The sequence below is a fragment of the Achromobacter pestifer genome (assembly GCF_013267355.1).
Lineage (GTDB): Bacteria > Pseudomonadota > Gammaproteobacteria > Burkholderiales > Burkholderiaceae_B > Achromobacter > Achromobacter pestifer_A.
In genome coordinates, this window is record NZ_CP053985.1 from 4959377 (window position 1) to 4982474 (window position 23098).

Consider the following 23098-nt stretch of genomic DNA (forward strand, 5'->3'; position numbering starts at 1 on the left):
GATGCCAGGGTATTGGCCCCGGCCCGTGTTTGCTATCCTCTGTCGCAACGATTCGAAGGGAAGGTTTCCATGCGTGCATTGAAGCGGCTCTGGGCGGCGGCCATGCTGCTGTCGCTGGCGTTGGCGGGCTGCTCGCAAGAAAGCCCCATCAACAGCCCATACCCGTCCGGCGCCGAAAGCCAGAACACGCTGTTTTCCGCCTTCGTCAAGCGCTCTCCGAAGTACCTGGACCCGGCCAGCTCTTATTCCGGCGACGAGACGCCTTATACGTACAATATCTATGAGACGCTGTACGGCTACCACTATCTGAAGCGGCCCTACGAACTGGTGCCGCGCGCGGCGGCGTCGATCGATCCGCCCGTTTACCTCGACGCGCAGGGCAACACGCTGCCCGCCGATACGCCCGGCGAACAGATCGCGCAAAGCATCTACGACATCAAGATCCGGCCGGGCGCGCACTATGCGCCGCATCCGGCATTCGCCCGCAAGACCGACGGCGGCTACGACTACTTTCCGCTGGCGCCGGGCGAACTGGACGACAAGTTCTACATTCCCGATTTCCCGCGCACCGGCACCCGCGAACTGACGGCCGACGACTACGTCTACGCTTTCCGGCGCCTGGTCAGCCCGCGCGTGGTGTCGCCGATCTCCAGCCTCATGACCGAGCACGTGACCGGCCTGAAGGAGTACGCGGACCGGCTGCGCCAGCGCGACCAGGCGCTGCGACGCGACGTGCCGGGGGGCGCTGTAGCGCCGCCCTGGCTGGATCTGCGCGAGGCCGACGGCTTCACCGGGGTGCAGGCGCTGGATCCGCATACCCTGCGCATCCGCGTCAACGGCAAGTACCCGCAGTTCAAGTACTGGCTGGCCATGACCTTCACCGCGCCCATCCCCTGGGAAGCCGACCGTTTCTACAGCCAGCCGGGCATGGGGGCGCACGACCTGTCGTTCAACACCTGGCCAGTCGGCACCGGTCCCTACATGCTGGTGGAGTCGCTGCAGAACCGCCGCCACGTGCTGGGCCGCAATCCCAACTTCCATGGCGAGCCCTATCCCTGCCAAGGCGAGCCGGGCGACGCGGCGGCGGGGCTGCTGGCGGACTGCGGCAAGCCCACGCCCTTCATCGACCGCGCGGAATTCAGCGTCGAAAAGGAAGCCATACCGCTGACCGGCAAGTTCTTGCAGGGCTACTACGACGTGCCGCAGATCGAGCGCGGCGAGTACGGCGTGGCCATGCTGGTCGCGGCGGGCGACAGCCAGGACAAGGCACGCCTGTACAACGAACATGGCATCAAACTGCCGACGACGGTCGAGACCGCCAACTGGTATATGGGCTTCAACTGGCTGGACCCGGTGGTGGGCAAGGGCGACACGCCGGAACAGGAAGAAAGCAACCGCAAGCTGCGCCAGGCCATCAGCATCGCGTTCGACTGGGAAGAGTACGTCGCGGTGTTCGAGAACAGCCAGGCTTCGGTGGCTTACGGCCCGGTGCCGCCGGGCGTGCTCGGCTACCGCGAACCGCCGGAGGGCGTGAACCCGGTGGTCTACAACCTCGTGGACGGCAAGCCCGTGCGCAAGTCCGTGGACGTGGCGCGCCGCCTGCTGGCCGAGGCCGGCTATCCCGACGGCCGCAACGCCAAGACCGGCGCGCCGCTGGTGCTCTATTACGACTCGATGCAGGGCGGCGGCTCCAATCCGCAGTTCGACTGGATGCGGCGTCAGATGGCCAAGATCGGCGTGCAGCTGGACGTGCGCGCCACCGACTACAACCGCTTCCAGGACAAGATGATGCGCGGGTCCGCACAGATCTTCCTGTGGGGCTGGAACGCCGACTACCCCGATGCCGAGAATTTCCTGTTCCTGCTCTACGGCCCCAACGCCAAGGCCAAGGGCGGCGGCGAAAACGCGGCCAACTACGCCAGCCCCGAATACGACCGCCTTTTCGAGCAGATGAAGTTCCTGGACGACGGTCCTGAAAAGGAACAGCTCATCGCCCGGATGACCGCCATCGTACAGCGCGACGCACCCTGGATGTTCGGCTACTTCCCGATGTCGGGCGGCGCGTACCAGCAATGGGTCGGCAACGCCAAACCGACCCAGATGGTCCGCAACACGCTGCAGTACATGAAGATCGATGCCGCCCTGCGGCAGCAGAAGATCGACGAGTGGAATTATCCGAGGTGGTGGCCGATAGGCCTGTTCGCGCTGTTGCTGGCGCTGGCGGTATGGCCGTCGTATGTGGCGCTGAAGCGGCGTGAGCGCCAGACGGCATTCGCGCCGGCCCTGGGCAAGGAGCATCAATCATGATCGGCTATGTAATCCGCCGGTTGCTGTACGGCGTGCTGATCCTGATCGGCGTGAACCTCTTCACCTTCATCCTGTTCTTCGCCGTGAACACGCCCGACGACATGGCGCGGCTGGCCATCGGCGGGCAACGCGCCAACCAGGAAGCCGTGGAGAAATGGAAGGTCGAGCGCGGCTACGACAAGCCGCTGTTCTTCAATGCCCGCGCGCAAGGCGCGGCGCAACTGACCGACACGGTGTTCTACCAGCGTTCGGTGCCCTTGCTGGTCATGGATTTCGGCGCGTCCGACGGCGGGCGCGACATCGGCCGCGAGATCAAGACGCGCATGGGGCCCAGCCTGGCCCTGGCCGTGCCCACCTTCTTCCTGGGGCTGTTCGTCAGCATCGTCTTTTCCCTGACGCTGGTGTATTTCCGCGCCACGCGGCTCGACTTCTGGGGCGTGGTGGTCTGCGTGCTGCTGCTGTCCATCTCCAGCCTGTTCTACATCATTGCCGGCCAATGGGTCTTCGCCAAGCTGCTGCGGCTGGTGCCGTTCTCGGGCTTTTCGGGCGGGCTGGACGTGGTCAAGTTCCTGGCGCTGCCGGTGCTGGTCGCGATCGTGTCGCGGCTGGGCCCGGAAGCGCGCTTCTACCGCACCCTGTTCCTGGAGGAGATCGGCAAGGACTATGTGCGGACCGCCCGCTCCAAGGGCCTGGCTGAACGCATCGTGCTGTTCCGGCACGTGCTGCGCAACGCCATGCTGCCCATCCTGACCAGCACAGTGGCCGCTCTGCCGCTGCTGTTCATGGGCAGTCTGATCGCGGAGTCCTTCTTCGGCATTCCCGGCCTGGGCAGCTACACCATCGACGCCATCAACGCGCAGGATTTCTCCATCGTGCGAGCCATGGTGTTCCTGGGCGCCGCCCTCTACATCGTGGGGCTGATCCTGGCCGACATTTCCTACACGCTGGCCGACCCCCGCGTCCGATTCGAGTAGCCGCCATGCCCAAGTTCGTCTTCCTCTGGACCGATATCGCGCTGTGGCTGATGGTGCTGGGCGCGCTGGCCTATGTCTGGCATGTGCGCCGCAGCCCGAATCTGCGCGCGACCTGGGCGCGCGTGGCGCGCGACACGCCCGCCATGTGTTCGGCGGTGATTCTGGCCGCGTTCGTGGTGGTGGGCCTGCTGGACTCGGTGCACTACCGGCCGCTGCTGCCCCCGGCTCCCGGCGCCGCGGCGGACGCGCCGCCGGCCTATGCGCCCGCGGTGCGCTCGGCGCTGGACGGGCTGCTCACGGGTTCCGTGCTGACCACGCCGGAAAAGACCTATTCCGAGCCCTTGGCGATACGGCAGTTCACCAAGGAAACCATGCTCGTCAACGACAAGCCCGTGCGTGACTTTCCCCGGCTGCGGGGGGCAGGCGTCCATCTGGAAGACGCCGACCGCGACCACCTGGGCGATGTCGCCAAGCGGCTTGGGCTGGGCTTGGCCGCAGGGCTGGCGGTGTCCGCCGCCGTGATCGGGCTGATGTACGCAGGCCTGGCCAGGCGGCGCGCCGCGGGGGCCGCCGAGGAAGCTGCTTCGGACGTGCCCTGGCGCGCCATGGCCGTCACCTTCACGCTGCTGTGCCTGACGGCAGGCGCCTTTGCCGGCCTGTCCAGCGGCTATCACGCGCTGGGCACCGACCGCATCGGCAACGACGTGCTGTGGCAGGCCCTCAAGAGCATTCGCACCGCGCTAGTCATCGGCAGCCTCACCACCATCGCCATGCTGCCGCCGGCCATCGTCTTCGGCATCGCCGCCGGCTACTTCAAGGGCAAGGTCGACGACGGCATCCAGTATCTCTACACCACCATCACCTCGATTCCGGGCGTGCTGCTGGTGGCCGCCTGCGCGCTGATGATGCAGGTGTACATCGACAACCACGCCGATCTGTTCGACACCTCGGCCGCGCGCGCCGATCTGCGGCTGTTCCTGCTCTGCATGATCCTGGGTTTCACGGGCTGGGCCGGGCTGTGCCGCCTGCTGCGCGCCGAAACCCTCAAGCTGCGCGAACTGGAATACGTGCAGGCGGCGCGGGCCTTCGGCGTGTCGCACTGGCGCATCATGACCCGCCATCTGCTGCCCAATGTGGCGCATCTGGTCCTGATTACCGTGGTGCTGGAGTTCTCGGGCCTGGTCCTGTACGAAGCCGTGCTGTCCTACCTGGGCATAGGGGTGGATCCGAGCATGAATTCCTTCGGATCCATGATCGACGGCGCCCGTCTGGAAATGTCCCGCGACCCCATGATCTGGTGGAACCTCTTGACCGCATTCCTGTTCATGCTGGCGCTGGTGCTGGCTGCCAACCTGTTCGCCGACGCGGTGCGCGACGCCTTCGATCCGCGCACGCGCCGCTACAAGCCCGGCCGCATGGCGCGCTTCGGCCTGTTCGGCCGCGCGCCGCGCACGGCCCTGGCGACCGATACGCGCCAGTCCCGCCCGGGAGATGCGCCATGAGCCAGGCTCCCTTGCTCGAAGTGCACGGCCTGGACGTCGATATCGCCAGCGAAAGCGGCATGACGCATGCGGTCAAGCGCCTGCAGCTGGCGATCTCCAGACGCCAGACTTTTGCGCTGGTCGGCGAATCGGGTTGCGGCAAGAGCATGACGGCGCTGGCGCTCCTGCGCCTGCTGCCCGATGCCGGAAGCATCGTGGGCGGGCAGATCGACCTGGACGGAGAAGACCTCAACCGCCTGCCGGAAAGCGCCATGCGCGGCGTGCGCGGGGGGCGCATCGGCATCATCTTCCAGGAGCCGTCCACCAGCCTGAATCCGGTCATGCGGGTGGGCGACCAGATCATCGAAACGCTGATCGCCCATACGCCGCTGCGCGGCACTGCTGCGCGCGCCCGCGCCATGGACTGGCTGCGGCGGGTGGGGATCCCGGAACCTGAACGGCGCATCGACGACTATCCCTTCCAGTTCTCGGGCGGACAGAAGCAGCGCGTCATGATCGCCATCGCGCTCGCGGCCGAGCCCTTGCTGCTCATCGCGGACGAGCCCACCACCGCGCTGGACGTCACGGTGCAGGCGCAGGTGCTGGACCTGCTGGCCGACATCCAACGGGAAATGGGCATGGCGGTGCTGCTGATCACCCACGACCTCGCGGTGGTGAAGAACGTCGCCCACCACGTGGCGCTGATGCGCGGCGGCGAGATCGTTGAGAGCGCCGACGCCGAGGAATTCTTCCGCGCGCCCAAGCATCCCTATGCGCGGCAACTGTTCGAAGCGATCCCCACGTTTGAAAAGCGCGGCACGCCGCTCACGGCAAGCGGCCGCGAGGCCATGGCGCGTGACGAGGCCCGGCTGGCCGCCAGCGCCCAGGCGCGCGAGACCGCAGTGGTGCTGGACGTGCAGGACCTGAAGGTCCATTACCCCGTGCGCAAGGGGCCGCTGCGGCGCATCGCGTCCTGGGTCAAGGCCGTGGATGGCGTGACCTTCACCCTGAAGGCCGGCGAGACCCTGGCCTTGCTGGGCGAGTCCGGCTGCGGCAAGACCACCACCGGCAAGGCGCTGCTGCGCTTGATCGACGGCGCGCGCGTGTCGGGCCGCGCGACGCTGCTGGGGCAGGACGTGCTGTCCGCGGACCGGCGCACGCTGCAGCGCCTGAGGCAGGACATCCAGATCGTGTTCCAGGATCCCTATGCCTCGCTCGATCCGCGCATGCGGGTGGGCGACATCCTGGACGAGGGACTGGCGTCCCTGCGCGCCGGCATGGACAAGGAGTCGCGCCGCGCGCACGCCGCAAGGCTGATCGAACGCGTGGGCCTGCCGTCCAATACCCTGGCGCGCTATCCGCACGAATTCTCTGGCGGCCAGCGCCAGCGGATCGCCATCGCGCGGGCGCTGGCGGTTGAGCCGAAAGTGCTGATCTGCGATGAACCCACATCGGCGCTGGATGTTTCCGTACAGGCCCAGATCCTGGACCTGCTGCGCGAACTGCAGCTTGAACTGGGTATTGCCTATCTGTTCATCACGCATAACTTCGGCGTGGTCGAGTACCTGGCGGACCGCATCGCCGTCATGGACGGCGGCCGCATCATCGAGCTGGGACAGGCGGATGCGGTACTGCACGAACCGCGCCAGGACATGACGCGCAGGTTGCTGGCCGCGGTGCCGCGCCTGCATTTCGGGCCGCCTGAGGCGGCTTGATCCGGCGGTCGAAGCAGCGGGGGCCGGGCCCCCGCCGCCTTGCTACCCGGCCTGATGCGCGCTGCCTGTCTCCAGCCAGGCCAGGGTGTCGCGCTTCAGGCTGCGGCCGCAACGCATCAGAAAGGCATGCACCGTTTCCAGTTCCGCGGTGTCATAGCCGCGCGCCGTCGTGGCGATGGCCTCGGCGATCCACTGCCGTTCCTGCCCCAGCATCTGGCACGTCTCCTCGACCGGCCGGATCACGATCATCCGGCGGTCCAGCGGGTGGCGGCCGCGCTGGACATAGCCGGCCGCTTCCAGCCGGTTGATCAGGGCCGTCGCGCCGCCGGAACTGACGCCCATCAACTGGGCCAGATGCCCCGTGGGCAGGGCATCGAACTCCATGACCAGCTCCAGCGCCTTCAGGTCCGCCAGGGGCAGGCCCAGCTTTTCCGCCAGGGCCGACTGGCATGCCGCGTTGTAAGCGGCGAACTGCCGGCCCAGCAGCAGGACAACTTCGTCCAGCATGCCGGACCGCCGGTTGCTTCCTGCTGATTCAGCCATGCCGGTCACATGCTCGTGATGAAAGTAGGTTTGTTGTTGCAGCATGATGTGGATTCCTGGCGGTTGCGGTGGATCACTTCTTGCCGGCCAGGCCGCCAAGCACTCCGCCCAGCAGGCCGCCGTTGGCGGTCCCTCCGGAAGAGCCACCCGCCGCCGTGCCGCCCGTCAGACTGCCCGTCACACCGCCCAGCAGCCCGCCGAGCAATCCGCCGTTGGGCGCGCCGCCGGCTGTGCCGCCCGATCCTCCCGAACTGGCGGGTGCGCCAGCGGAAGCGCCGGCACCCGCGCCCGCTCCGGCGCCGGCCGCGACGTTCACACCGCCCACCAGCCCGCCCAGCAGGCCGCCGCCGTTTGTGCCGGCCGAGACGCCTGCGCCCGCCGCAGCGCCGCCGGCAGTGCCAGCCACGGCTCCGGTCACTCCGCCGAGCAGGCCCGTGACCGGCGCCAGCACTCCGCCATTTGCGCCGCCGGTTGCGCCGCCCACGGCTCCGGTCACTCCGCCGAGCAGGCCCGTGACCGGCGCCAGCACTCCGCCATTGGCGCCGCCGGTTGCGCCGCCTACGGCTCCGGCCACTCCGCCGAGCAGGCCCGTGACCGGCGCCAACACTCCGCCATTGGCGCCGCCGGTTGCGCCGCCCACGGCTCCGGTCACTCCGCCGAGCAGGCCCGTGACCGGCGCCAGCACTCCGCCATTGGCGCCGCCGGTTGCGCCGCCTACGGCTCCGGCCACTCCGCCGAGCAGGCCCGTGACCGGAGCCAACACTCCGCCATTGGCGCCGCCGGTTGCGCCGCCCACGGCTCCGGTCACGTTGCCGAGCAGGCCCGTCACCGGCGCCAGCAGTCCGCCATTGGCGCCACCGGTTGCGCCGCCTACGGCTCCGGTTACGTTGCCGAGCAGGCCCGTCACCGGCGCCAGCAGTCCGCCCGTACCGCCCGCGCCGCCCGTCAGGCCGCCGGTTACTCCGCCCAGGCCCAGGGTGCCGGTGAGCGAGGCCACGGCGGCCGTGGCGTTGTGCAGTGTCGAGCCCAAGGGGTTGGGATTGGACGGCGAGGCATGGAGCACGCCGCCCGCAGTGTTGAGCGCGCCGCCCAGGTTCCGCACGACATCGTTAAGCCCGGTCGCATTTCCCGGCAAGGCGCTGCCCAGATTGGTGACGGTGCCGCCCAGGCTGCTCAGCAGCCCCGCCACCGGCGCGCCCAACTTGGCGCCATCGCCCACTTGCTGCGTCAGACCGGTAACCTTGGCGACCAGCGGACTGGCGGTTGAATCGAGTGCGTGGCCTACGCCGCCCAGTACGGGTTGCAGGCCCAGCGGCAACACGTTATCGACGGCCTGGCCGGTATTGCCCAATGAGGGTTCCAGCAGTCCCAATGCGGGGCCGCTCAAGGCCTCGCCGGTCAGGCCGCCGACCACCTGGGTCAGGGGCTGCAGCAGGCCGCCCTGGCCCGACAGCGCCCCAGTCAGGGCGCCTACAGCGCCTGTGGCATTGCCCAGCACTGTGGTCAGAGGGTTCGGGTTGTTCGGGTTCGCATTCAACAGGCCGCCGGTGCTGGCCACGGTCTTGCCCAGGCCGTCCACCAGGCCTCCCACGCCGGTGCCCAGGCCACCGGGCAGCCCCGTGCCCTTGACGCTGGTGCCCAGGTCGCTGACCAGGCCGCCCACCTGCTTGACGACGCCGTCGGTGGGCTGACCCAAGCCGGTCGTGGCGCCGAGCTGCTGAGTCAGGCCGACAATGGTGTCCGCCACTGGCTTGATCGTGGGATCCAGCGCCTTGCCCACGCCGCCCAGCGTCGAGTCCAGATTGAGGGGCAGGGTGCTGTCGAGCGCCGCGCCGGTACTGCCGAGCGTGGTTTCCAGCAGGCCGCTCACGCGCGGCGGGTTGGTGCCGCCACCGGGGTTGGTGCCACCGCCGGGGTTGGTGCCGCCTCCGGGGTTGGTGCCGCCTCCGGGGTTGGTGCCGCCGCCGGGGTTGGTGCCGCCGCCGGGGTTGGTGCCGCCGCCGGGGTTGGTGCCGCCGCCGGGGTTGGTGCCGCCGCCGGGGTTGGTGCCGCCGCCGGGGTTGGTGCCGCCACCGGGGTTGGTGCCGCCGCCGGGGTTGGTGCCGCCACCGGGGGTGGTGCCGCCGCCGGGATCGGTGCCGCCGCCAGGATTGGTGCCGCCGCCAGGGTTGAGGCCGCCGCCGGGATCAAGGCCGCCACCGCCAGGGTTGGTCGGAATGTCCGTTCCGGGCAGGCCCGCGGTTTTCTTGCCGCCGCCGCCACCGCCGCAGGCGGCCAGGGCGCTCACCAGCGCAGTGGCCATGACGGTAGCGGTCAGGACGCGTTGCAGGCGGCGCGTGTCGGAATGGGTATGCATGGCGAACTCCTTTGGTTGGAAGAGTCAGGCGTCGAAACAACCCGATACGCTTCCTGATGCATAAACCATGCCAAGATTTTTCATACCCCGAACAAAACGGCAGTTCCGGTAATTTATGAGGAATTAAATTCCTTTTTTATCAATGGGATATTAAGAAAAACAAGGGTTTTCCTTAGATCTGGAAAATTCCCATTTTTGCGATCGCGCGGAGCCTGCGAATGTTACGGAAAGCCGGCCATCCGACGTAACGTTACGTCGGACGTTACGTAACGCCGGCGGCGCCGCCCAATAGAAAACGCCCGTCGCAACGGGCGTTGATCTGGCTGTCGGCCGCGTCGTCCAGGGCTGCTAGAACGCGTCGTAGAACAGGGAGTAATTGGCGTTGAAGCGCACGTTTCTGTCATCGTTGACCGTGGCCGATCCCACCGGCTTGGCGACGTTGAAATCGAACAGATAGTACTTGTCGTCGGTAAAGCGCAGGCCCAGGGCAACCGATGACAGGTGCCGCTGATTCAGGGTCTGCAGATCCTTGTTGTTGTACCAAGTGCGTGCGTAGTCGACCAGGGCGTAGGGCTGCACGCTGGACAGGTATTCCCAGCCCACGCCGAAGCGGCGATTGATCTCCGCCGACACGCCCACGCCCTTGTCGCCGCTTTGCTCGCCCTGCGGATAGCCCATGGCGTAGCGCCAGCTGCCGTACGAGATCTGTTCGGACGAAGGCAGGATATTGCTGGAGTATTGCGCCGCGCCGGAGAAAACCAGGCCGATCTGGGCGGGCAGCACGAAGGTCTGCCTGGCGTTGAGGTTGTAGCGGGTGAAATCCAGGTCCAGCAGCGGGGTGGCGGAATAGCCGTAGTTGGTCGAGATGTCTTTTTTCGCGCCCGCGGCGTCAAAACCCTTGGCCACGCTCAGAGTGACGTCCGTGGCCTTGGTCTCGGACACCTGGATGTAGCGCATCTCGGCGGTCGCCGCGCGCACCTGCGCATCCTGTTGCAGCCATCGGTCGGTGTTGCGGGCCTCGTACCGGTCCTTGGAATTGGCCGCGTAGACGCCCAGGGTTCCGGTCAGCGAGCGGGTGTTGTTCAACAGGAACGGATAGCTCACGCCGATGCCGATGCGGTCGTTCTTCACGCGCCGCTCGAAGCCCAGCATTTCGATCGCGTCGTCCTGGGGCCGCGCATCGTAGTGATAGCCGTCGATCTTCAGCGCCAAGCCATCGGCGCCAAGCGGCACGCGGATTTCCCCCGACACATACTTCACGTCATCGGTATTGAAGGGCACCGAGGCGGTCAGTTTCACTTGCTCGCCCAAGGGCGTCAGGCTGTTGGTCGCCAGGTTCACCACGGGCTGCATGCCGGTGCCCAGGTCCGCGATGCCTCCCGTCAGGCTGACGGGTTGGCGGCTGGCTGCCAGCACCAGTTCGGTCGCGCCGTCGGCGCGGCGGGGCAGGTCCAGGCTGGGCGTGAACTTGACGCCTGGCACCGTGCGCATCAGGTTCAGCTGGCGTTCCAGTGTGGCCTGCTTGAGCGGCCTTTCCTCCTGCATGGGCGCGGCCAGCGCCTCAAGCCTGCCTTGCGCATTGCCGAGATCGCCTTCGATCCGCACGCGGGCGATGTAGCCCTCGACCACCGTCACCACTACCAGGCCGTTGGCGAAGGTCTGGTTCTGCACCAGCGCGAAGGAAAGCGGAAAGCCCTTGTCGCGGTAAAGCTGCGTGATCTTGTCGACCTCCTGGACCAGTTGGCCCAGGCTGATCTCCTTGCCCGCAAGCGGGCTCAGCATTCCCGATACTTCCTCGAACGGAATCGCGCGCACGCCGCTGACGTCGAAGTTGCGCGGCACGATGCGTTGCGCCAGCCTGGCCTGCAAGGCCAGTTGCTCCGGCGTGGCGGTCTGGACGTAGGGCGGGGGTTGCGTCGCGGACGGAGGGCGCTCCAGCCGCGGCATGGCATCCACCGGGTTGCCGCGCAATGGGCCTTCCGCCCGGGATTGAGGACCGGTTGCCGCCAGGCACAAGAGGGCGAGGTAAAGCGGACCCGCCGGGAACGTCCATCTCTTGCCTTTTTCGTCTCTCATTTCCGCTGGCGCTTCTGTACGGATGGCCGACATCGATCGAGTATCGGATGGAAAAGGGGTGCAACAGTGTTAAGAAAAAGTTGCATTTAAGGGTGCGTGTATGGTGCCATTATTTCCTGCTGGATGACAATTAATTTCAAATTCCGCCAGGATGAGGCCGGGGGATTTACATTATTTCGGAATATTTTTCCACTGTGGAAAATGTTCTCCGCCAAAGATAAGCGCGGTTCAGAGGTTTTTATTAATGTTTTCGAAAACTTAGCAGTGTTCGTTACACATCTCATGTCGCAATATCGCGAAATTCAGTGAAAACCCTGATGTGTATGATTTGGCAATATATAAACTAAAGATACGTATCAAAAATACGCAAAATGTGTGGACCCGCCTGGAGGCAAAGATGGCTGGGGATTACTGCAAGAAGCACTGCAACTGCCTGCCGGCCGCGCGTTGGCGCTGCCGCTTGCCACACGGGGAGCGTTCATGAGCCCGGGAGACGTCGTTCCGCTCTCCTTCAACGGCGGCCTGGTGGCGCTGTCGTTCCTGATTGCGGCGTTGGGTTCATACGTGGCCCTGCTGGCCGCCGCAGGTATCCGCGCGGAAACCCAGGACGGCGAAATCCGCATCGGCTATATCGTCATCGGCGCCGTGGCGATGGGCGGCGTGGGTATCTGGAGCATGCATTTCATCGGCATGCTGGCGCAGAACCTGCCTTTTGAAGTCGGTTATCAGGTTGGCCTGACGATACTCAGCTTCGTGGTTGCCGCAGGGTTTTCCGGCTGGGCGTTCTGGTATGTCGGGCGGGACCGTTTCACTTTTCTTCGCTGCCTGGTCGGCGGCTGCGCTGCGGGGTTCGGCGTGGCTTCCATGCATTATGTGGGCATGAGCGCCGCGCGCATGCCGGCGGTATTGCTCTGGAATCTGCCGCTGGTGGTTTTGTCGGTACTGATCGCCGTCGTCGCGGCTACCGCCGCGCTGTGGCTTGCCTTCAATACCCAGAACGAACGCCAGCGCATTGGCGCGGCCATTTTGATGGCCGTCGCCGTCTGCGGCATGCACTACACCGGCGCGGCCGCGGGCGCGGTCATCTGCGCGGCCCCTAACGACGCCATTGGACTGCATGTCGGCGGCGCCATGCTGCCGTATATCGCTTTTGCGCTGTCGATCGTCACCTTGCTGGTCATGCGCTGGCATTTGCAGCGCGCCTCCAAACGCTTTCGCGCGCGCACGGCGCAGCGCATCGACTCGATCATTGAATCGGCCCCTGGCGTGGTTACGGACAGATTTCCCGGCGCCACGCCGGGGCCGGGTTAGCTGGACCCTGGACGCGCGCCGCGCAAGCAAGGGCGGCGTGTGGGCGGTTCCAGGCTTTAGGGGGCTGGCTCTGCCTTTCGAGGAACGGCCCCGGTCATCAATCGAGACCCATGGAGCTCGACATGAAAGCAACACTTGCGCAGTTCTGGAATGACGAAGATGGCATCACCGCCCTGGAGTACGGGCTGATCGCGGGAATGGTGGCGGTAGCTCTCATTGTCGCGGTGGGGGCCTTTACCGGGTCCTTGAAAGGCATGTTCGAGGAACTAGGCACCAAGCTGGACAACGCCAAGACCGGCACCAGCACCCCGCCTCCGACCTGAGCCGCAAGCCAGTCCGCGTCGTGGCGGCGGTGTGTGCCTGGCCGCCGCGGCGCGTACCCGCAACATGGCATCACTTGATTGAAGGAGTCCGCGCCCGTCCGGCGCGCCCGTCGTCGCATCCGTTTTTTCAGAAGGTCTAGCCTTGTATCCAGGGGTAGTGCTGTGGTGGCTGTTGTTTGCATGCTGGATTCTGGCGCTGATCCACGCCGATCTGCGCTATCGCCGCGTCCCCAACCGGCTGATCGTCGCGGGACTCGCGGGCCAATCGCTATGGCTGCTGGCGGCCTTGCTGGCGCCCGGCTGGGCCTATCCGCCGCGATGGTCGGGATGGTTGATGGCGCTGGCCGGTTTTCTGGTTGCAGTGCCATTCCTGCCGCTGTGGCGCAGACGCCTCATGGGAGCAGGGGATATCAAGGCCATCGCCGTGCTCGGGCTGCTGCTGGGTTTCGCGCCGCTGTTGGTGACGCTGGCGCTGGCCAGCGTGCTGGCCGGCCTGCATGGCCTGTTGTACCTGGCGGTGTCGCGGGTCTGGGCGCTGAGCAACCGGGCGCGTCAGATTCCCTATGCCGCGTATCTGGGCCTTGCCGCCTGCAGCGCGGTTCTTATTCCGTGGAGTTCGCCCTGGTATTCGTGGTGTTCTTCCTGGTGTTTTACGGGATCCTGACGTACTCGCTGGTGGTCGCTGCCCAGCATTCCGTGACGCTGGCCGCGCAGGACGGCGCGCGCAAGGTCCTGCAGTGGCAGGCCGGCGCCGCGTCGTTGACCGCAAGGGCCGAGGCCGGACGCGATTCGGCGCTGTATCAGGCGGAATGGATCAGCGCCATGTCCGCGGCGCCGGTGCAGGTGGCGGTCTGCGGCAGCGCGGGTGCGTTGAGCAGCGCCGCCGGCGGCGCCTGCAGCGGTTTGCCGCTGGCGCAGGACCAGATTGAGGTTTACGTGTCCTATGCGTATGGCGCCCATCCGCTCATCCCGTCCGTGCCGCTCTTGCAGGCGGCGCTGATGCCGGCCTCCAGCGTACTGAGCGCGCGCGCCACGGTGCATCTGGGCAATGCCCTGGGCGGGGGAGGCTGAGATGCGCGCCTATCCGCAACGCCCTGTGGGCAAGACGCCACGCCAGCGTCAGCGCGGCATCGCGGCCCTGGAGTTCTCGCTGACGCTCACCCTGCTGCTGCTTTTCATCTGCGGCGTGGTCGGGTTCGGCGCGCTGTTCTGGATGCAGCAACAGTTGGCCGCCGCCGCGGCCGACGGCGCGCGCGCCGCGGTCCATGCCCGCTTCAACGGCCAGGCCGACGTGCCGGCGGCGGCCTGCCTGGCGGCGATGGGTAGCTTTTCCGCCGGTTCGGCGGTGCTGTGCAGCACGACGCGGGCGCCTTGCGCCTGGACCGGGGCGGGCGGCAGGCAAGCGGATTGCGCCACCGTCGCCATGACCTACAACACCCAGTCCTGGCCGCTGCTGGAGACCGTGCGCGGGCTGATCACCGCCTTGCCGGGCACGAACCGGAACTGGGTGCCGAGCCGGTTGCGTTCGCAGGCCGTCGTGCAGATATCGCAGGGGACACCATGAGCAGTCTGAGCAAGATCGTTGCGGGTATGTTGCTGGTGGCGGGCCTGGCGTTGGCCTTCGTGGCGTGGCGGTTGGCCTCGGCGCCCGCCAGCCCCCCGGCCAGCGTGGCGCCCGCGCCTGTCGAGGCGGCGCCCGCGGAGCCGGTCAAGCTCCATCCGGTGGTGGTGGCCCGCGAGCCGATACCGGCGGGCTCGCGCATCGACAGCGCAAGAATGCTGACGGTGGCGCAATGGCAGGTGGCGCTGTCCGGCGGCTTTGCCGACATCGCGCCGCTGGAAGGCGCAGTGGCGAAGGTCGACATCGCCGCGGGCGATCCGATCGTGCCCAGCCTGTTGACGCAAGGGCTGGCGCGCCAGCTCAAGCCGGGCGAGCGCGCCGTTGCCATTTCGGTGGACGAAGTGATCGGCGGCGGCAACCGCATCGTTCCTGGCGACATGGTGGACGTGTTCTTCATGATCGAAAAAAGCGCGGAAGTGGCGGTGGGCCAGGCCCGCCTGCTGCAGTCCCAGGTGCGCGTGCTGGCTTACGGCCGGGCCTCGGTGGAAGGGCCGGATGAAAAGTCGGCCTTGCAGCAGGGCGGCCCGGGCCAGCCAGCGCGTACCGCGGTGCTGGCCGTGCCGGTCGATCGCGTCAATGAACTGATGCTGGCCAGCCGCGCAGGCCGCCTGCAGCTGGCGCTGCGCCCGGTGGGCGACGACAGCATGCCGGACGCGCAGCTGTTCGCGCAGCGCGGCACGGTATTGCCGGTCCGCGCCGATCTGACGCCCGCGCAGCGCGAGTCGCTGCTGTCGGGCTCCAACCGCGCCTATGCCGGCGAGAGTCTGGTGCAACTGGACGGCACGACGGCCGCGGCGCTGGCGCCTGCCGCCCGCGCCGCCAGCCGGCAGCAGGGCGCCGGCGGCGGCCGGACAGTGGAAATCATCCGAGGAGAAAAATCCGAGCGCGTGCGCTATTGAACGGGGCTGCGGGCGGACCAGGCGTTGGCCGCAGCCGGACTTATTACATCATCGGGTCCAGCACTATGAAGAAGCATCAGCGCACCACCATGATCTGCCTGCTGTCGGCCGCGGCAGCGATGACGCACGCAGGCCTCGGCCTGGCACAGAGCGCGGCGCCCGCGGCCGGCGCGAGTGCGCCGGCTCGCGACATCTCGATGGCGGTGAAGGGGCAGCAGACCCTCATGCTGGAGAGCGGCGCGCCCACGCGCATCGCCATCGGCGATCCCGACGTGGCGGACGTGAAGGTATTGCCCGCCAGCGGCAAGCGCGCGGGCTCCGTGCTGCTCTATGGCAAGAAGCCCGGCACCACGCAATTGCAGGTCTGGACCGGCAACAACGCCGCGCCGCAGATCTGGAACGTCCGCGTCGGCGGCAGCGTGCAGGGCGCGCTGGCGAGCCGCGGCCTGGGCGGCGGCGCCAACGTCGACATCGCGGGCGGACAGGCCGTCGTGTCGGGCCACGCCGAATCGCAGTTGGGGCAGATCGCGTCGGCCGCCATGGCGGCGTCCGCCGTGGGCGGGGAAAAAAATGTGGTGGACATGTCCACCGCCGGCGCGGGCGGCGTGGTGCAGGTGGAGGTGAAGGTCGTGGAAGTGTCGCGTTCGGTGATGAAGGCGGCCGGCATCAGCTTCACGGCCAGCAACGGTCCCTGGAGCGGCGGCAGCTCCACCATGCCCGCCAGCCTGGGCGGTCCGTTGGCGGCGGGGTTCTCGCTGTTCTACGACTCCAACAATTTCTCGGCGCGGCTGCGCCTGCTGCAGACCAATGGCATGGCGCGCGTCCTGGCCGAGCCGACCCTGGTGGCCTTGACGGGGCAGAGCGCCAGCTTCCTGGCCGGCGGCGAGCTGCCGATTCCGCAGGCCGGCGGCCTGGGGACGGTCAACGTGACCTTCAAGCCCTTCGGCATCGGACTGACCGTCACGCCCACCGTGCTGTCGCGCGACCGCATTTCGCTGAAGGTCGCGCCCGAGGCCAGCGAACTCGACTACACCAACGGCATCGCCATCAACACCAGCGCGGACACCAGCACCATCATTCCGGCCCTGCGTACCCGGCGCGCGGACACCACCGTCGAACTGGGCGATGGCGAGAGCTTCGTGATCAGCGGCTTGGTGTCGCGCCAGACCAAGGCCATGGTCAACAAGGTGCCCATGCTGGGCGACCTGCCCATCATCGGGGCCTTCTTTCGCAGCGTCGACTACTCCCAGGAGGACACCGAGCTGGTCATCGTCGTGACCCCGCGCCTGGTGCGCCCCATCGCGCGCGGCGTGGCCTTGCCGCTGCCGGGAGCCAAGCAGGAGCAGACGGATACGGCGTTCAATGCTTGGGGTTATTACCTGACCGGCCCGGTGGGCGGCCAGCAAATGCCGGGCTTTTCACGGTGAGCGATATGAAGACACATGCCAGCGAATGGGTGGGCCTGCAAAACGGCACGCGGTTCCTGTTCTGCTCCCAGGGCAACACGGTTGCCGCGCAGCTGGGGCAGGCCTTGGGCGACCTGGGGATGCTGACCCAGGAATCGCCGCGCATAGAGGAACTGGCGCGGCGCCTGACGGAGATCGCGCCGCAGGTGGTGTTCCTGGATTTCACCTTGAGCGACGACGAGCCCGGAAAACTGTTCAAGTCCGCCGAACTGGCGCGCTTGCTGGCGCGCATCGCGCCGACGGTGCCGCGCGTGGCGGTGGGCTTCCTGAGCCAGCCGGAGGGCGCGATCGCCGCCTTGCGGGCGGGCGTGAGCGATTTTGTCGATCCTTCGGTGGCGCCGCAGGAGATCAAGGAAGTGGTGCTGCGCCTGCTCGACCGCCCGTCCAGCGGCCGCATGGACGGTACGCGCCGCAGCGTCGTGCTGCTGGGCGCGCGTCCCGGCGTGGGTACCAGCACCTTGGCCGTGCATCTGGCAGGCATGGCGCAGGACCGCCTGAAGCTTGCTCAGGTCCAACGCGCCGCCGCTGCCGGAGCCAAGGCGGCCAAGCCCTCCGGCGAGCCGCTGCCCCTGTCCAGCCGCGTCGCGCTGATGGACCTGGGCTGGCCCGTGGGCGACTGCCAGCTCTATCTGAATATCGGCGGCGACTTCGACTTCGCCGAGGCCGCGCGCAATTTGCGCCGCCTCGATTCCACGCTGCTGGGGTCGGCCATGGCGCATACGGCCAATGGTCTGAGCGTGCTGTCGCTGCCGCGCGACCTGGGCCAGATGCGCGACGTGTCGCAGTCGGATTCGTTGCTGGTGTTCGAGCGCATGCGCCAGCATTTCTCGGTTGTGGTGGCCGATACGGGCGGCTTCACCAATCCTGAATTCGTGTCCAGCCTGGCGCGCGCCTCGCAACTGAACTGGATCGTGACCGACCAGAGCGTGGGCGCGCTGGTGTCGCTGGCCGGCCTGTTGCAGGAACTGGAGCAGCTGCACGTGGAACGGCGCAGCCTGGGCCTGATCGTCAACCGCTATGACGAGCGCTACGGCATGACCGCGCAGCAGATCGCCGAACGCTTCCAACTGGAACTGGTGGGCACGCTGCCGGACCGCACGCTGCCCCTGATGGTGTGCACGAACCGGGGCCATCTGCTGCACGAGGAAGCCGAGCGCGACGTCTACGTGCGCGCGGTGCAGGCGCTGGCCGAACGCCTGTGCGCCGAAGAGAGCGGGGCCGGCGGGCGGTCAGGCTGGTTGGCCACCTGGCTGCCCGGCGTGCACCGCCGCATGGTGGTCGGTTGACGGACAGACAGACGGTTACGGGATCCGACATGATCATGACAGCAACGATAGAGTTTGGCGGCGATGGCGACAAAGGCTTCTCGGCCTCGGACCGCTACCAGGAAGTGAAGACGGCGGCCTACGAGCACCTGCTGTCGCGCATCGAGGAGCTGGGCGCGGAGTTCGGCCGTTGGGCTCGGTCGGCGATCCAGGAGTTCGTGGACATCGAGGTCGCGAGTTTTGTGCGCTTGCGTCGGGTGCCCATCAATGAAGGCGAAATGCGCGCCATTGCCGAGGCGCTGACCAAAGAGCTGGCCGGCCTGGGGCCGCTGGAGGACCTGCTGGCGGACCCGGCCGTGGAAGACATCCTGATCAACGGCTACGACAATGTTTTCGTCTCGCGCCGCGGCGTGCTGGCGCGCGAGACGCTGCGCTTCACCGACAACCAGCACGTGCTGCGCATCGTGCGCCGCATCCTGGCGCCGATCGGCCGCCGGCTGGACGAGTCCAGCCCCATGGTGGACGCGCGCCTGCCCGATGGCGGCCGCCTGAACGTGGTGATCGAGCCGCTGGCGGTGGATGGCCCCATGGTGTCGATCCGCAAATTCCGCCAGGACCCGCTCAAGCCGGCGGACCTGCTGACCCTGGGCAGCTTCGACGAAGAGATCTACCGGCTGCTGAACGAGGCGGTGAAGAACCGCTGCAATATATTGGTTTCTGGCGGCACCAGTTCGGGCAAGACCTCGCTGCTGAACGCCCTGGCGTTCTTCATCCCCGAAACGGAACGCGTGGTGACGGTGGAGGACACCACCGAGCTGTCGCTCAACCATCCGCACGTGGTGCGGCTGGAATCGCGCCAGGGGGGCTTTGACGGCAGCGGCGCGGTCACCATCCGCGAGCTGATCCGCAACAGCCTGCGCATGCGGCCGGACCGCGTGGTGGTGGGCGAAGTGCGCGGCGCCGAGGTCATGGACATGCTGCAGGCCATGAACACCGGGCATGAGGGTTCGATGGCGACCATCCACGCCAATTCCCCGCGCGAATGCCTGTACCGGATCGAGATGCTGGCCGGATTCGCCGGATTCCAGGGCAGCGAGGACAGCCTGCGCAGGCAGATCGCCAGCGCGCTGGACTTCATCGTGCAGATCGGCCGCCTGTCCAACGGCAAGCGCCGTGTGCTGTCGGTGACCGAGATCACCGGCATGGGCGACAACGTGATCTCCACGCAGGAACTCTATCGCCACGAATCCTATGCGACGCCGGACGGCGATGAGAAGGATCGCTGGAACTGGCTGGGCATCCACCCCCACACGCCCAAGCTGGCCAAGCTGCGCAACGAGGCGCGCACCAATGACAACCCGCCGGACGACCGCGATGGCGGGGGCGGCGGCTTCTGGAGCAGGAGGCGCTGATGCTGGAGGAAGCCCTGGTGCTTGCAAGCCTGGCTGCGGTGCTCGCCATCGGGGCCGTGCTGCTATGGCGCCATGCCGACCGCAGCGCGCGGCGGGCGGCCAGCTCCGCCTTTCTGGAAAGCCAGCTGCAGCGGGGCCGCGACGCGCCCGCCGCCGATGCGCCTTTCGCCGAGAACTCGCGCCAGTTCCGCAGCGGCTTTGCCGGCTGGGACCGCTTGCTGCGCCTGGCCGGCTTGCGGCAAAGCGCCGGCCTGTATCTGCGCATCGCGCTGCCCGTTGTTGGCGGTGCCGCGCTGGCCTGGACCTTGCTGGGGGCGCTGTCGGGCGTGGTGACGTTCCTGCTGCTGGCCGTGTTTGCATACTTCCTGTTGTGGCTGCGGGCCGACAAGCGCCAGCGGCGCATGATCTCGCAGCTGCCTGCTTTCCTGGACAACATCGTACGCCTGCTCACCATCGGCAACAGCATGGGCGCCGCGTTCCAGACCGCCGCGGCCGCTACCGACGAACCCTTGCGCGAAGTGGTGGAGACCGCGGCTAGCCTGAGCCGCTCCAAGGAGCTGGATGCGGCACTGGCGCATGTGTCGCGCCTGTATGGGCTGAAGGAGCTGTACATGGTCGCGGCGGTAGTGTCGCTGGCCTTGCGCTTCGGCGGCCGCAGCGACCAGGTGCTGGAACGCATGGCGGCCTTCATGCGCGACGTCGCCCAGGCCCGCAACGAACTGACCGCCAGCTCCGCCGAGGTGCGGCTGTCGGCCTGGATTCTGGCCTTGCTGCCGGTGGGAATCGCGGGTTTCATCATCGTCGCCAACAACGATTTGTTCATGGGCCTGTGGCAGGACCCGCAAGGCTTCAGGATGCTGCTGACCGCGGTCTGCCTCCAGATCGGCGGCTGCTATTGGCTGTATCGCATGGCCAAGGCCATTTGAGGGGGGCGTGGCATGAACATCCTGCAATCCTGGAATGCGTCTTCTGTCCTGGCGATGGCGCTGATGCTGGTGGCGGCCGGCCTGGTGGTGCTGGGCCTGGGCATGGCGCGGCGCCTGCGCAGCCAGGGCCGCAGCCGCCAGGTGGTGGACCAGGCGCTGGCCGCGCGCGAGGGCGGCGCTACGGCATTGGCGGCCCCGCGCGGCGAGAGCGGGCAGGGCCGGCTGGCGGCTGCTGCGCGGGCGGCCGACACGTTCGGCAAGCGCTTGAGCGAGGGCCGGCTGGCCGACGCGCTGTTGGCCGCCGAGGACCGCAAGCTGGTGGACATGGCGGGCTATGCCGACCCCGGCACCGCGCGTTCGCGCTTCGTCCTGATCCGGTTCGGCTTGGCGATCCTGCTGCCCGTGGCCGCGGTTATGCTGGATCTGCGCAAGCATCTTCTGGACATGCCGATGGGTGCTTTCGTCGCGGCCTTCCTGGCTTTCGCGATCGGCTACATGCTGCCCAAATGGATCGTGCAGCGGCGCCTGGCGCGCCGCCGCAGGCAGGCGGCCGACGAGCTGCCCCTGTTGATCGATCTGCTGCGGCTGTTGCAGGGCGTGGGCCTGTCGATAGACCAGAGCCTGCAGGTGCTGGTCAAGGAGTTCGGCCAGGTGCTGCCGGTGCTGTCATTCGAATTGCGTCTGGCGTCCGAACTCTATGTGCGCGGCCGCACGCGCGAGCAGTCGCTGGCCAGGATGGCCACGGGCTTCAACAACGACGACCTGTCCGCCATCTGCCGCCTGATCGTACAGGTGGACCAGCACGGGGGCGCGGTGCAGGAACCCCTGAACCGCTTCGGCGAACGCCTGCGGGACAAGCGGCGCCTGGAGCTGAAGGAAAAAGTGGGCAAGACCACGGTCAAGATGACCGGGGTCATGATCGTGACGCTGCTGCCCGCGCTGTTGATCGTGACGGGCGGGGCGGGATTTATCGCGGTGTTGCGCGGCCTGTCGCGCATGGGGGGGATGCAATGAATAGCGCAACGGAAAGCAGGTCGCGCGCAGGGCGCTGCGCGCTCGCGGCCACGGTGCTGGTGGTGGGCGCGGGCTTGAGCGGATGCAAGACCAACAACGCGGAATCCGCCTGGCAGCTGATCCAGCAACAGCAGCAGGAACAGGCGCTGATGCGGCAGAAGGAAGACGAGGTCCAGAGCAAGAGCCGGCCCAAGGAACCCGAGATGATGCTGTCCATGATCGTCGAGGCGCAGCGCCAGGAGCGCTACTTTGCGTCGCTCGCGTACATCGACGGCTATCAGCAGAAATACGGCAGCGACGCGCGCGTGGCCGTGCTGCGCGCCGAGGCGCTGCGCCAGACCGGCCAGGCGGCGTTGAGCGAGCAGGCCTATCGCGCGCTGACCACCACCGACCAGGCGGCCGAGGGCTGGCATGGCCTGGGCCTTATCGCCGGATCGCGCGGGCAGTTCGACCAGGCGGCCGATTACTTTTCGCGGGCGGCGAGGCTGGCGCCCATGGACGCGCGGATCCTGGGCGACCTGGGCTATGCGCGCCTGCGGGCGGGCGATCCAGCGGGCGCGCGCGTGCCGCTGGGGCAGGCGGCCGAGTTGACGCCGGATAGTGCCAAAGTGGTGGCGAACCTGGCGGTGCTGCTGCTGGTCGAGGGCGATCCGCTCAAGGCGCAGCGCCTGATGGAGCGGGCGCAATTGAGCGAGGAAGCGCGCGGGCAGGTGCTGCGACTGGCCGCCGAGATCCGAGGCCAACTGGCCCCGGTGCCGGGCGCATCCCTTGCGCCGGCCACCCGGGTGTCCAGCGGCGAGCAGGCCGTCATGCCGATGATGAGTCCCCTGATGGAAGGGCTGGGCAATGGCCCCATCGTGCGCTAACTCCCTATCGAGGAACACTGCCATGTCCCGTACGACCCCGCGCGCTTTGTTCATCCTGGCCTGCGCCTGCGCCGCGCTGACGCCCATCGCCGGCCAGGCGCAATCCAACGCGCCGCTGACCGGCAGCATGTCGGGCGCCGCCGGCGCCGCGCCCGCGCCGGCTTCCGCCCCGGCATCGGCGCCCGCGGCCGCCATGCCGGAGCGGCCCGTGGTGCAGCAGATGCAGACCCCGCTGCCGCAGACGCCGGCCGCGGCGCCCGCGGCGCAAGAGAGCTTTGGCGACGTGACGCGCGGCTTGCTGGCGGCGCAGGCTGACGGCCGTCGCGCCGGCAATGCCCTGCCCGTGCTGGGACCGGTTTCCACGGCGGCCTGGAACCGCTACCTGGAAAGTTTCAAGCATCCCATCCCCGTGTGGTTCGACCGGAATGTGGAAATTCCCAACGTCCAATAGGTTCCGGGAACGGGTATTCCCCGCCGCAGGCGGATACGGAGTCGCGAGAGCATGTCAGCCGGTCGTCCACATCCTTCCTCGCCGTCGCGGCA

At 67.5% G+C, this 23098-nt stretch carries 20 protein-coding genes; 17 read left to right on the forward strand and 3 right to left on the reverse strand.

The annotated features are described in order from the left end of the window. Positions 1–69 precede the first annotated feature (69 nt). The 4 genes from FOC84_RS23545 to FOC84_RS23560 are packed head-to-tail and all read left to right on the forward strand — an operon-like array spanning position 70 to position 6477. Positions 70–2307: an ABC transporter substrate-binding protein gene (locus tag FOC84_RS23545; RefSeq protein WP_173146570.1), complete on the forward strand. Its 2238-nt coding sequence runs from the start codon at positions 70–72 to the stop codon at positions 2305–2307. Next, positions 2304–3281 (forward strand): ABC transporter permease, encoded by a 978-nt coding sequence (locus FOC84_RS23550; protein ID WP_173146571.1) that lies wholly within the window; start codon positions 2304–2306, stop codon positions 3279–3281. The genes FOC84_RS23545 and FOC84_RS23550 overlap by 4 nt, the downstream gene beginning before the upstream one ends. A 5-nt stretch (positions 3282–3286) precedes the next feature. Continuing rightward, positions 3287–4783, forward strand: coding sequence for an ABC transporter permease (locus FOC84_RS23555; protein ID WP_173146572.1), 1497 nt, complete (start codon positions 3287–3289; stop codon positions 4781–4783). Next, on the forward strand, positions 4780–6477 hold the full coding sequence (locus FOC84_RS23560) for an ABC transporter ATP-binding protein (protein WP_173146573.1): 1698 nt from the start codon (positions 4780–4782) through the stop codon (positions 6475–6477). Before FOC84_RS23555 ends, FOC84_RS23560 begins: the two co-directional genes overlap by 4 nt. A gap of 42 nt (positions 6478–6519) precedes the next feature. Here FOC84_RS23560 and FOC84_RS23565 read toward each other — a convergent pair whose 3' ends face one another. The 3 genes from FOC84_RS23565 to FOC84_RS23575 form a co-directional block, all read right to left on the reverse strand. Further along, entirely contained in the window at positions 6520–7065 is a 546-nt protein-coding gene (locus FOC84_RS23565; protein ID WP_173146574.1) for a MarR family winged helix-turn-helix transcriptional regulator, read from the reverse strand. A 28-nt stretch (positions 7066–7093) separates the two neighbouring features. Then, positions 7094–8890, reverse strand: coding sequence for a collagen-like triple helix repeat-containing protein (locus FOC84_RS23570; RefSeq protein WP_438800892.1), 1797 nt, complete (start codon positions 8888–8890; stop codon positions 7094–7096). 834 nt (positions 8891–9724) lie between these two features. Continuing rightward, positions 9725–11323: a ShlB/FhaC/HecB family hemolysin secretion/activation protein gene (locus FOC84_RS23575; protein ID WP_254242032.1), complete on the reverse strand. Its 1599-nt coding sequence runs from the start codon at positions 11321–11323 to the stop codon at positions 9725–9727. 609 nt (positions 11324–11932) lie between these two features. On the opposite strand from FOC84_RS23575, the gene FOC84_RS23580 reads away from it, so the two are divergent. The 13 genes from FOC84_RS23580 to FOC84_RS23640 all read left to right on the forward strand — a co-directional run bounded on the left by FOC84_RS23580 (position 11933) and on the right by FOC84_RS23640 (position 23006). Further along, positions 11933–12763, forward strand: a complete 831-nt coding sequence (locus FOC84_RS23580; RefSeq protein ID WP_173146577.1) for an MHYT domain-containing protein — start codon at positions 11933–11935, stop codon at positions 12761–12763. Between the two features lie 122 nt (positions 12764–12885). Beyond that, positions 12886–13086 (forward strand): Flp family type IVb pilin, encoded by a 201-nt coding sequence (locus tag FOC84_RS23585; RefSeq protein WP_173146578.1) that lies wholly within the window; start codon positions 12886–12888, stop codon positions 13084–13086. 142 nt (positions 13087–13228) lie between these two features. Continuing rightward, positions 13229–13750, forward strand: a complete 522-nt coding sequence (locus tag FOC84_RS23590; protein WP_173146579.1) for an A24 family peptidase — start codon at positions 13229–13231, stop codon at positions 13748–13750. Beyond that, positions 13696–14157 (forward strand): TadE/TadG family type IV pilus assembly protein, encoded by a 462-nt coding sequence (locus FOC84_RS23595; protein ID WP_173146580.1) that lies wholly within the window; start codon positions 13696–13698, stop codon positions 14155–14157. The genes FOC84_RS23590 and FOC84_RS23595 overlap by 55 nt, the downstream gene beginning before the upstream one ends. 1 nt (position 14158) lies before the next feature. Beyond that, positions 14159–14650 carry a TadE/TadG family type IV pilus assembly protein gene (locus FOC84_RS23600; protein ID WP_173146581.1) on the forward strand — a complete coding sequence of 164 codons (492 nt, stop codon included), beginning with the start codon at positions 14159–14161 and terminating at the stop codon, positions 14648–14650. Next, positions 14647–15606 (forward strand): Flp pilus assembly protein CpaB, encoded by a 960-nt coding sequence (gene cpaB / locus FOC84_RS23605; RefSeq protein ID WP_173146582.1) that lies wholly within the window; start codon positions 14647–14649, stop codon positions 15604–15606. The genes FOC84_RS23600 and cpaB overlap by 4 nt, the downstream gene beginning before the upstream one ends. A gap of 65 nt (positions 15607–15671) precedes the next feature. Beyond that, positions 15672–17033, forward strand: a complete 1362-nt coding sequence (locus FOC84_RS23610) for a type II and III secretion system protein family protein (protein WP_173146583.1) — start codon at positions 15672–15674, stop codon at positions 17031–17033. Beyond that, complete coding sequence (locus FOC84_RS23615) at positions 17030–18358, forward strand: pilus assembly protein CpaE (protein WP_173146584.1); 1329 nt, start codon at positions 17030–17032, stop codon at positions 18356–18358. The genes FOC84_RS23610 and FOC84_RS23615 overlap by 4 nt, the downstream gene beginning before the upstream one ends. Positions 18359–18387: 29 nt before the next feature. Next, positions 18388–19749 carry a CpaF family protein gene (locus tag FOC84_RS23620; RefSeq protein ID WP_173146585.1) on the forward strand — a complete coding sequence of 454 codons (1362 nt, stop codon included), beginning with the start codon at positions 18388–18390 and terminating at the stop codon, positions 19747–19749. Continuing rightward, a complete protein-coding gene (locus FOC84_RS23625) occupies positions 19749–20675 on the forward strand; it encodes a type II secretion system F family protein (protein ID WP_173146586.1) in 927 nt (308 codons plus the stop codon). Before FOC84_RS23620 ends, FOC84_RS23625 begins: the two co-directional genes overlap by 1 nt. Before the next feature lie 12 nt (positions 20676–20687). Then, positions 20688–21689, forward strand: coding sequence for a type II secretion system F family protein (locus FOC84_RS23630; RefSeq protein ID WP_173146587.1), 1002 nt, complete (start codon positions 20688–20690; stop codon positions 21687–21689). Next, a complete protein-coding gene (locus tag FOC84_RS23635; protein ID WP_173146588.1) occupies positions 21686–22555 on the forward strand; it encodes a tetratricopeptide repeat protein in 870 nt (289 codons plus the stop codon). Before FOC84_RS23630 ends, FOC84_RS23635 begins: the two co-directional genes overlap by 4 nt. Positions 22556–22577: 22 nt before the next feature. Continuing rightward, positions 22578–23006: a DUF3613 domain-containing protein gene (locus FOC84_RS23640; RefSeq protein WP_173146589.1), complete on the forward strand. Its 429-nt coding sequence runs from the start codon at positions 22578–22580 to the stop codon at positions 23004–23006. Positions 23007–23098 lie beyond the last annotated feature (92 nt).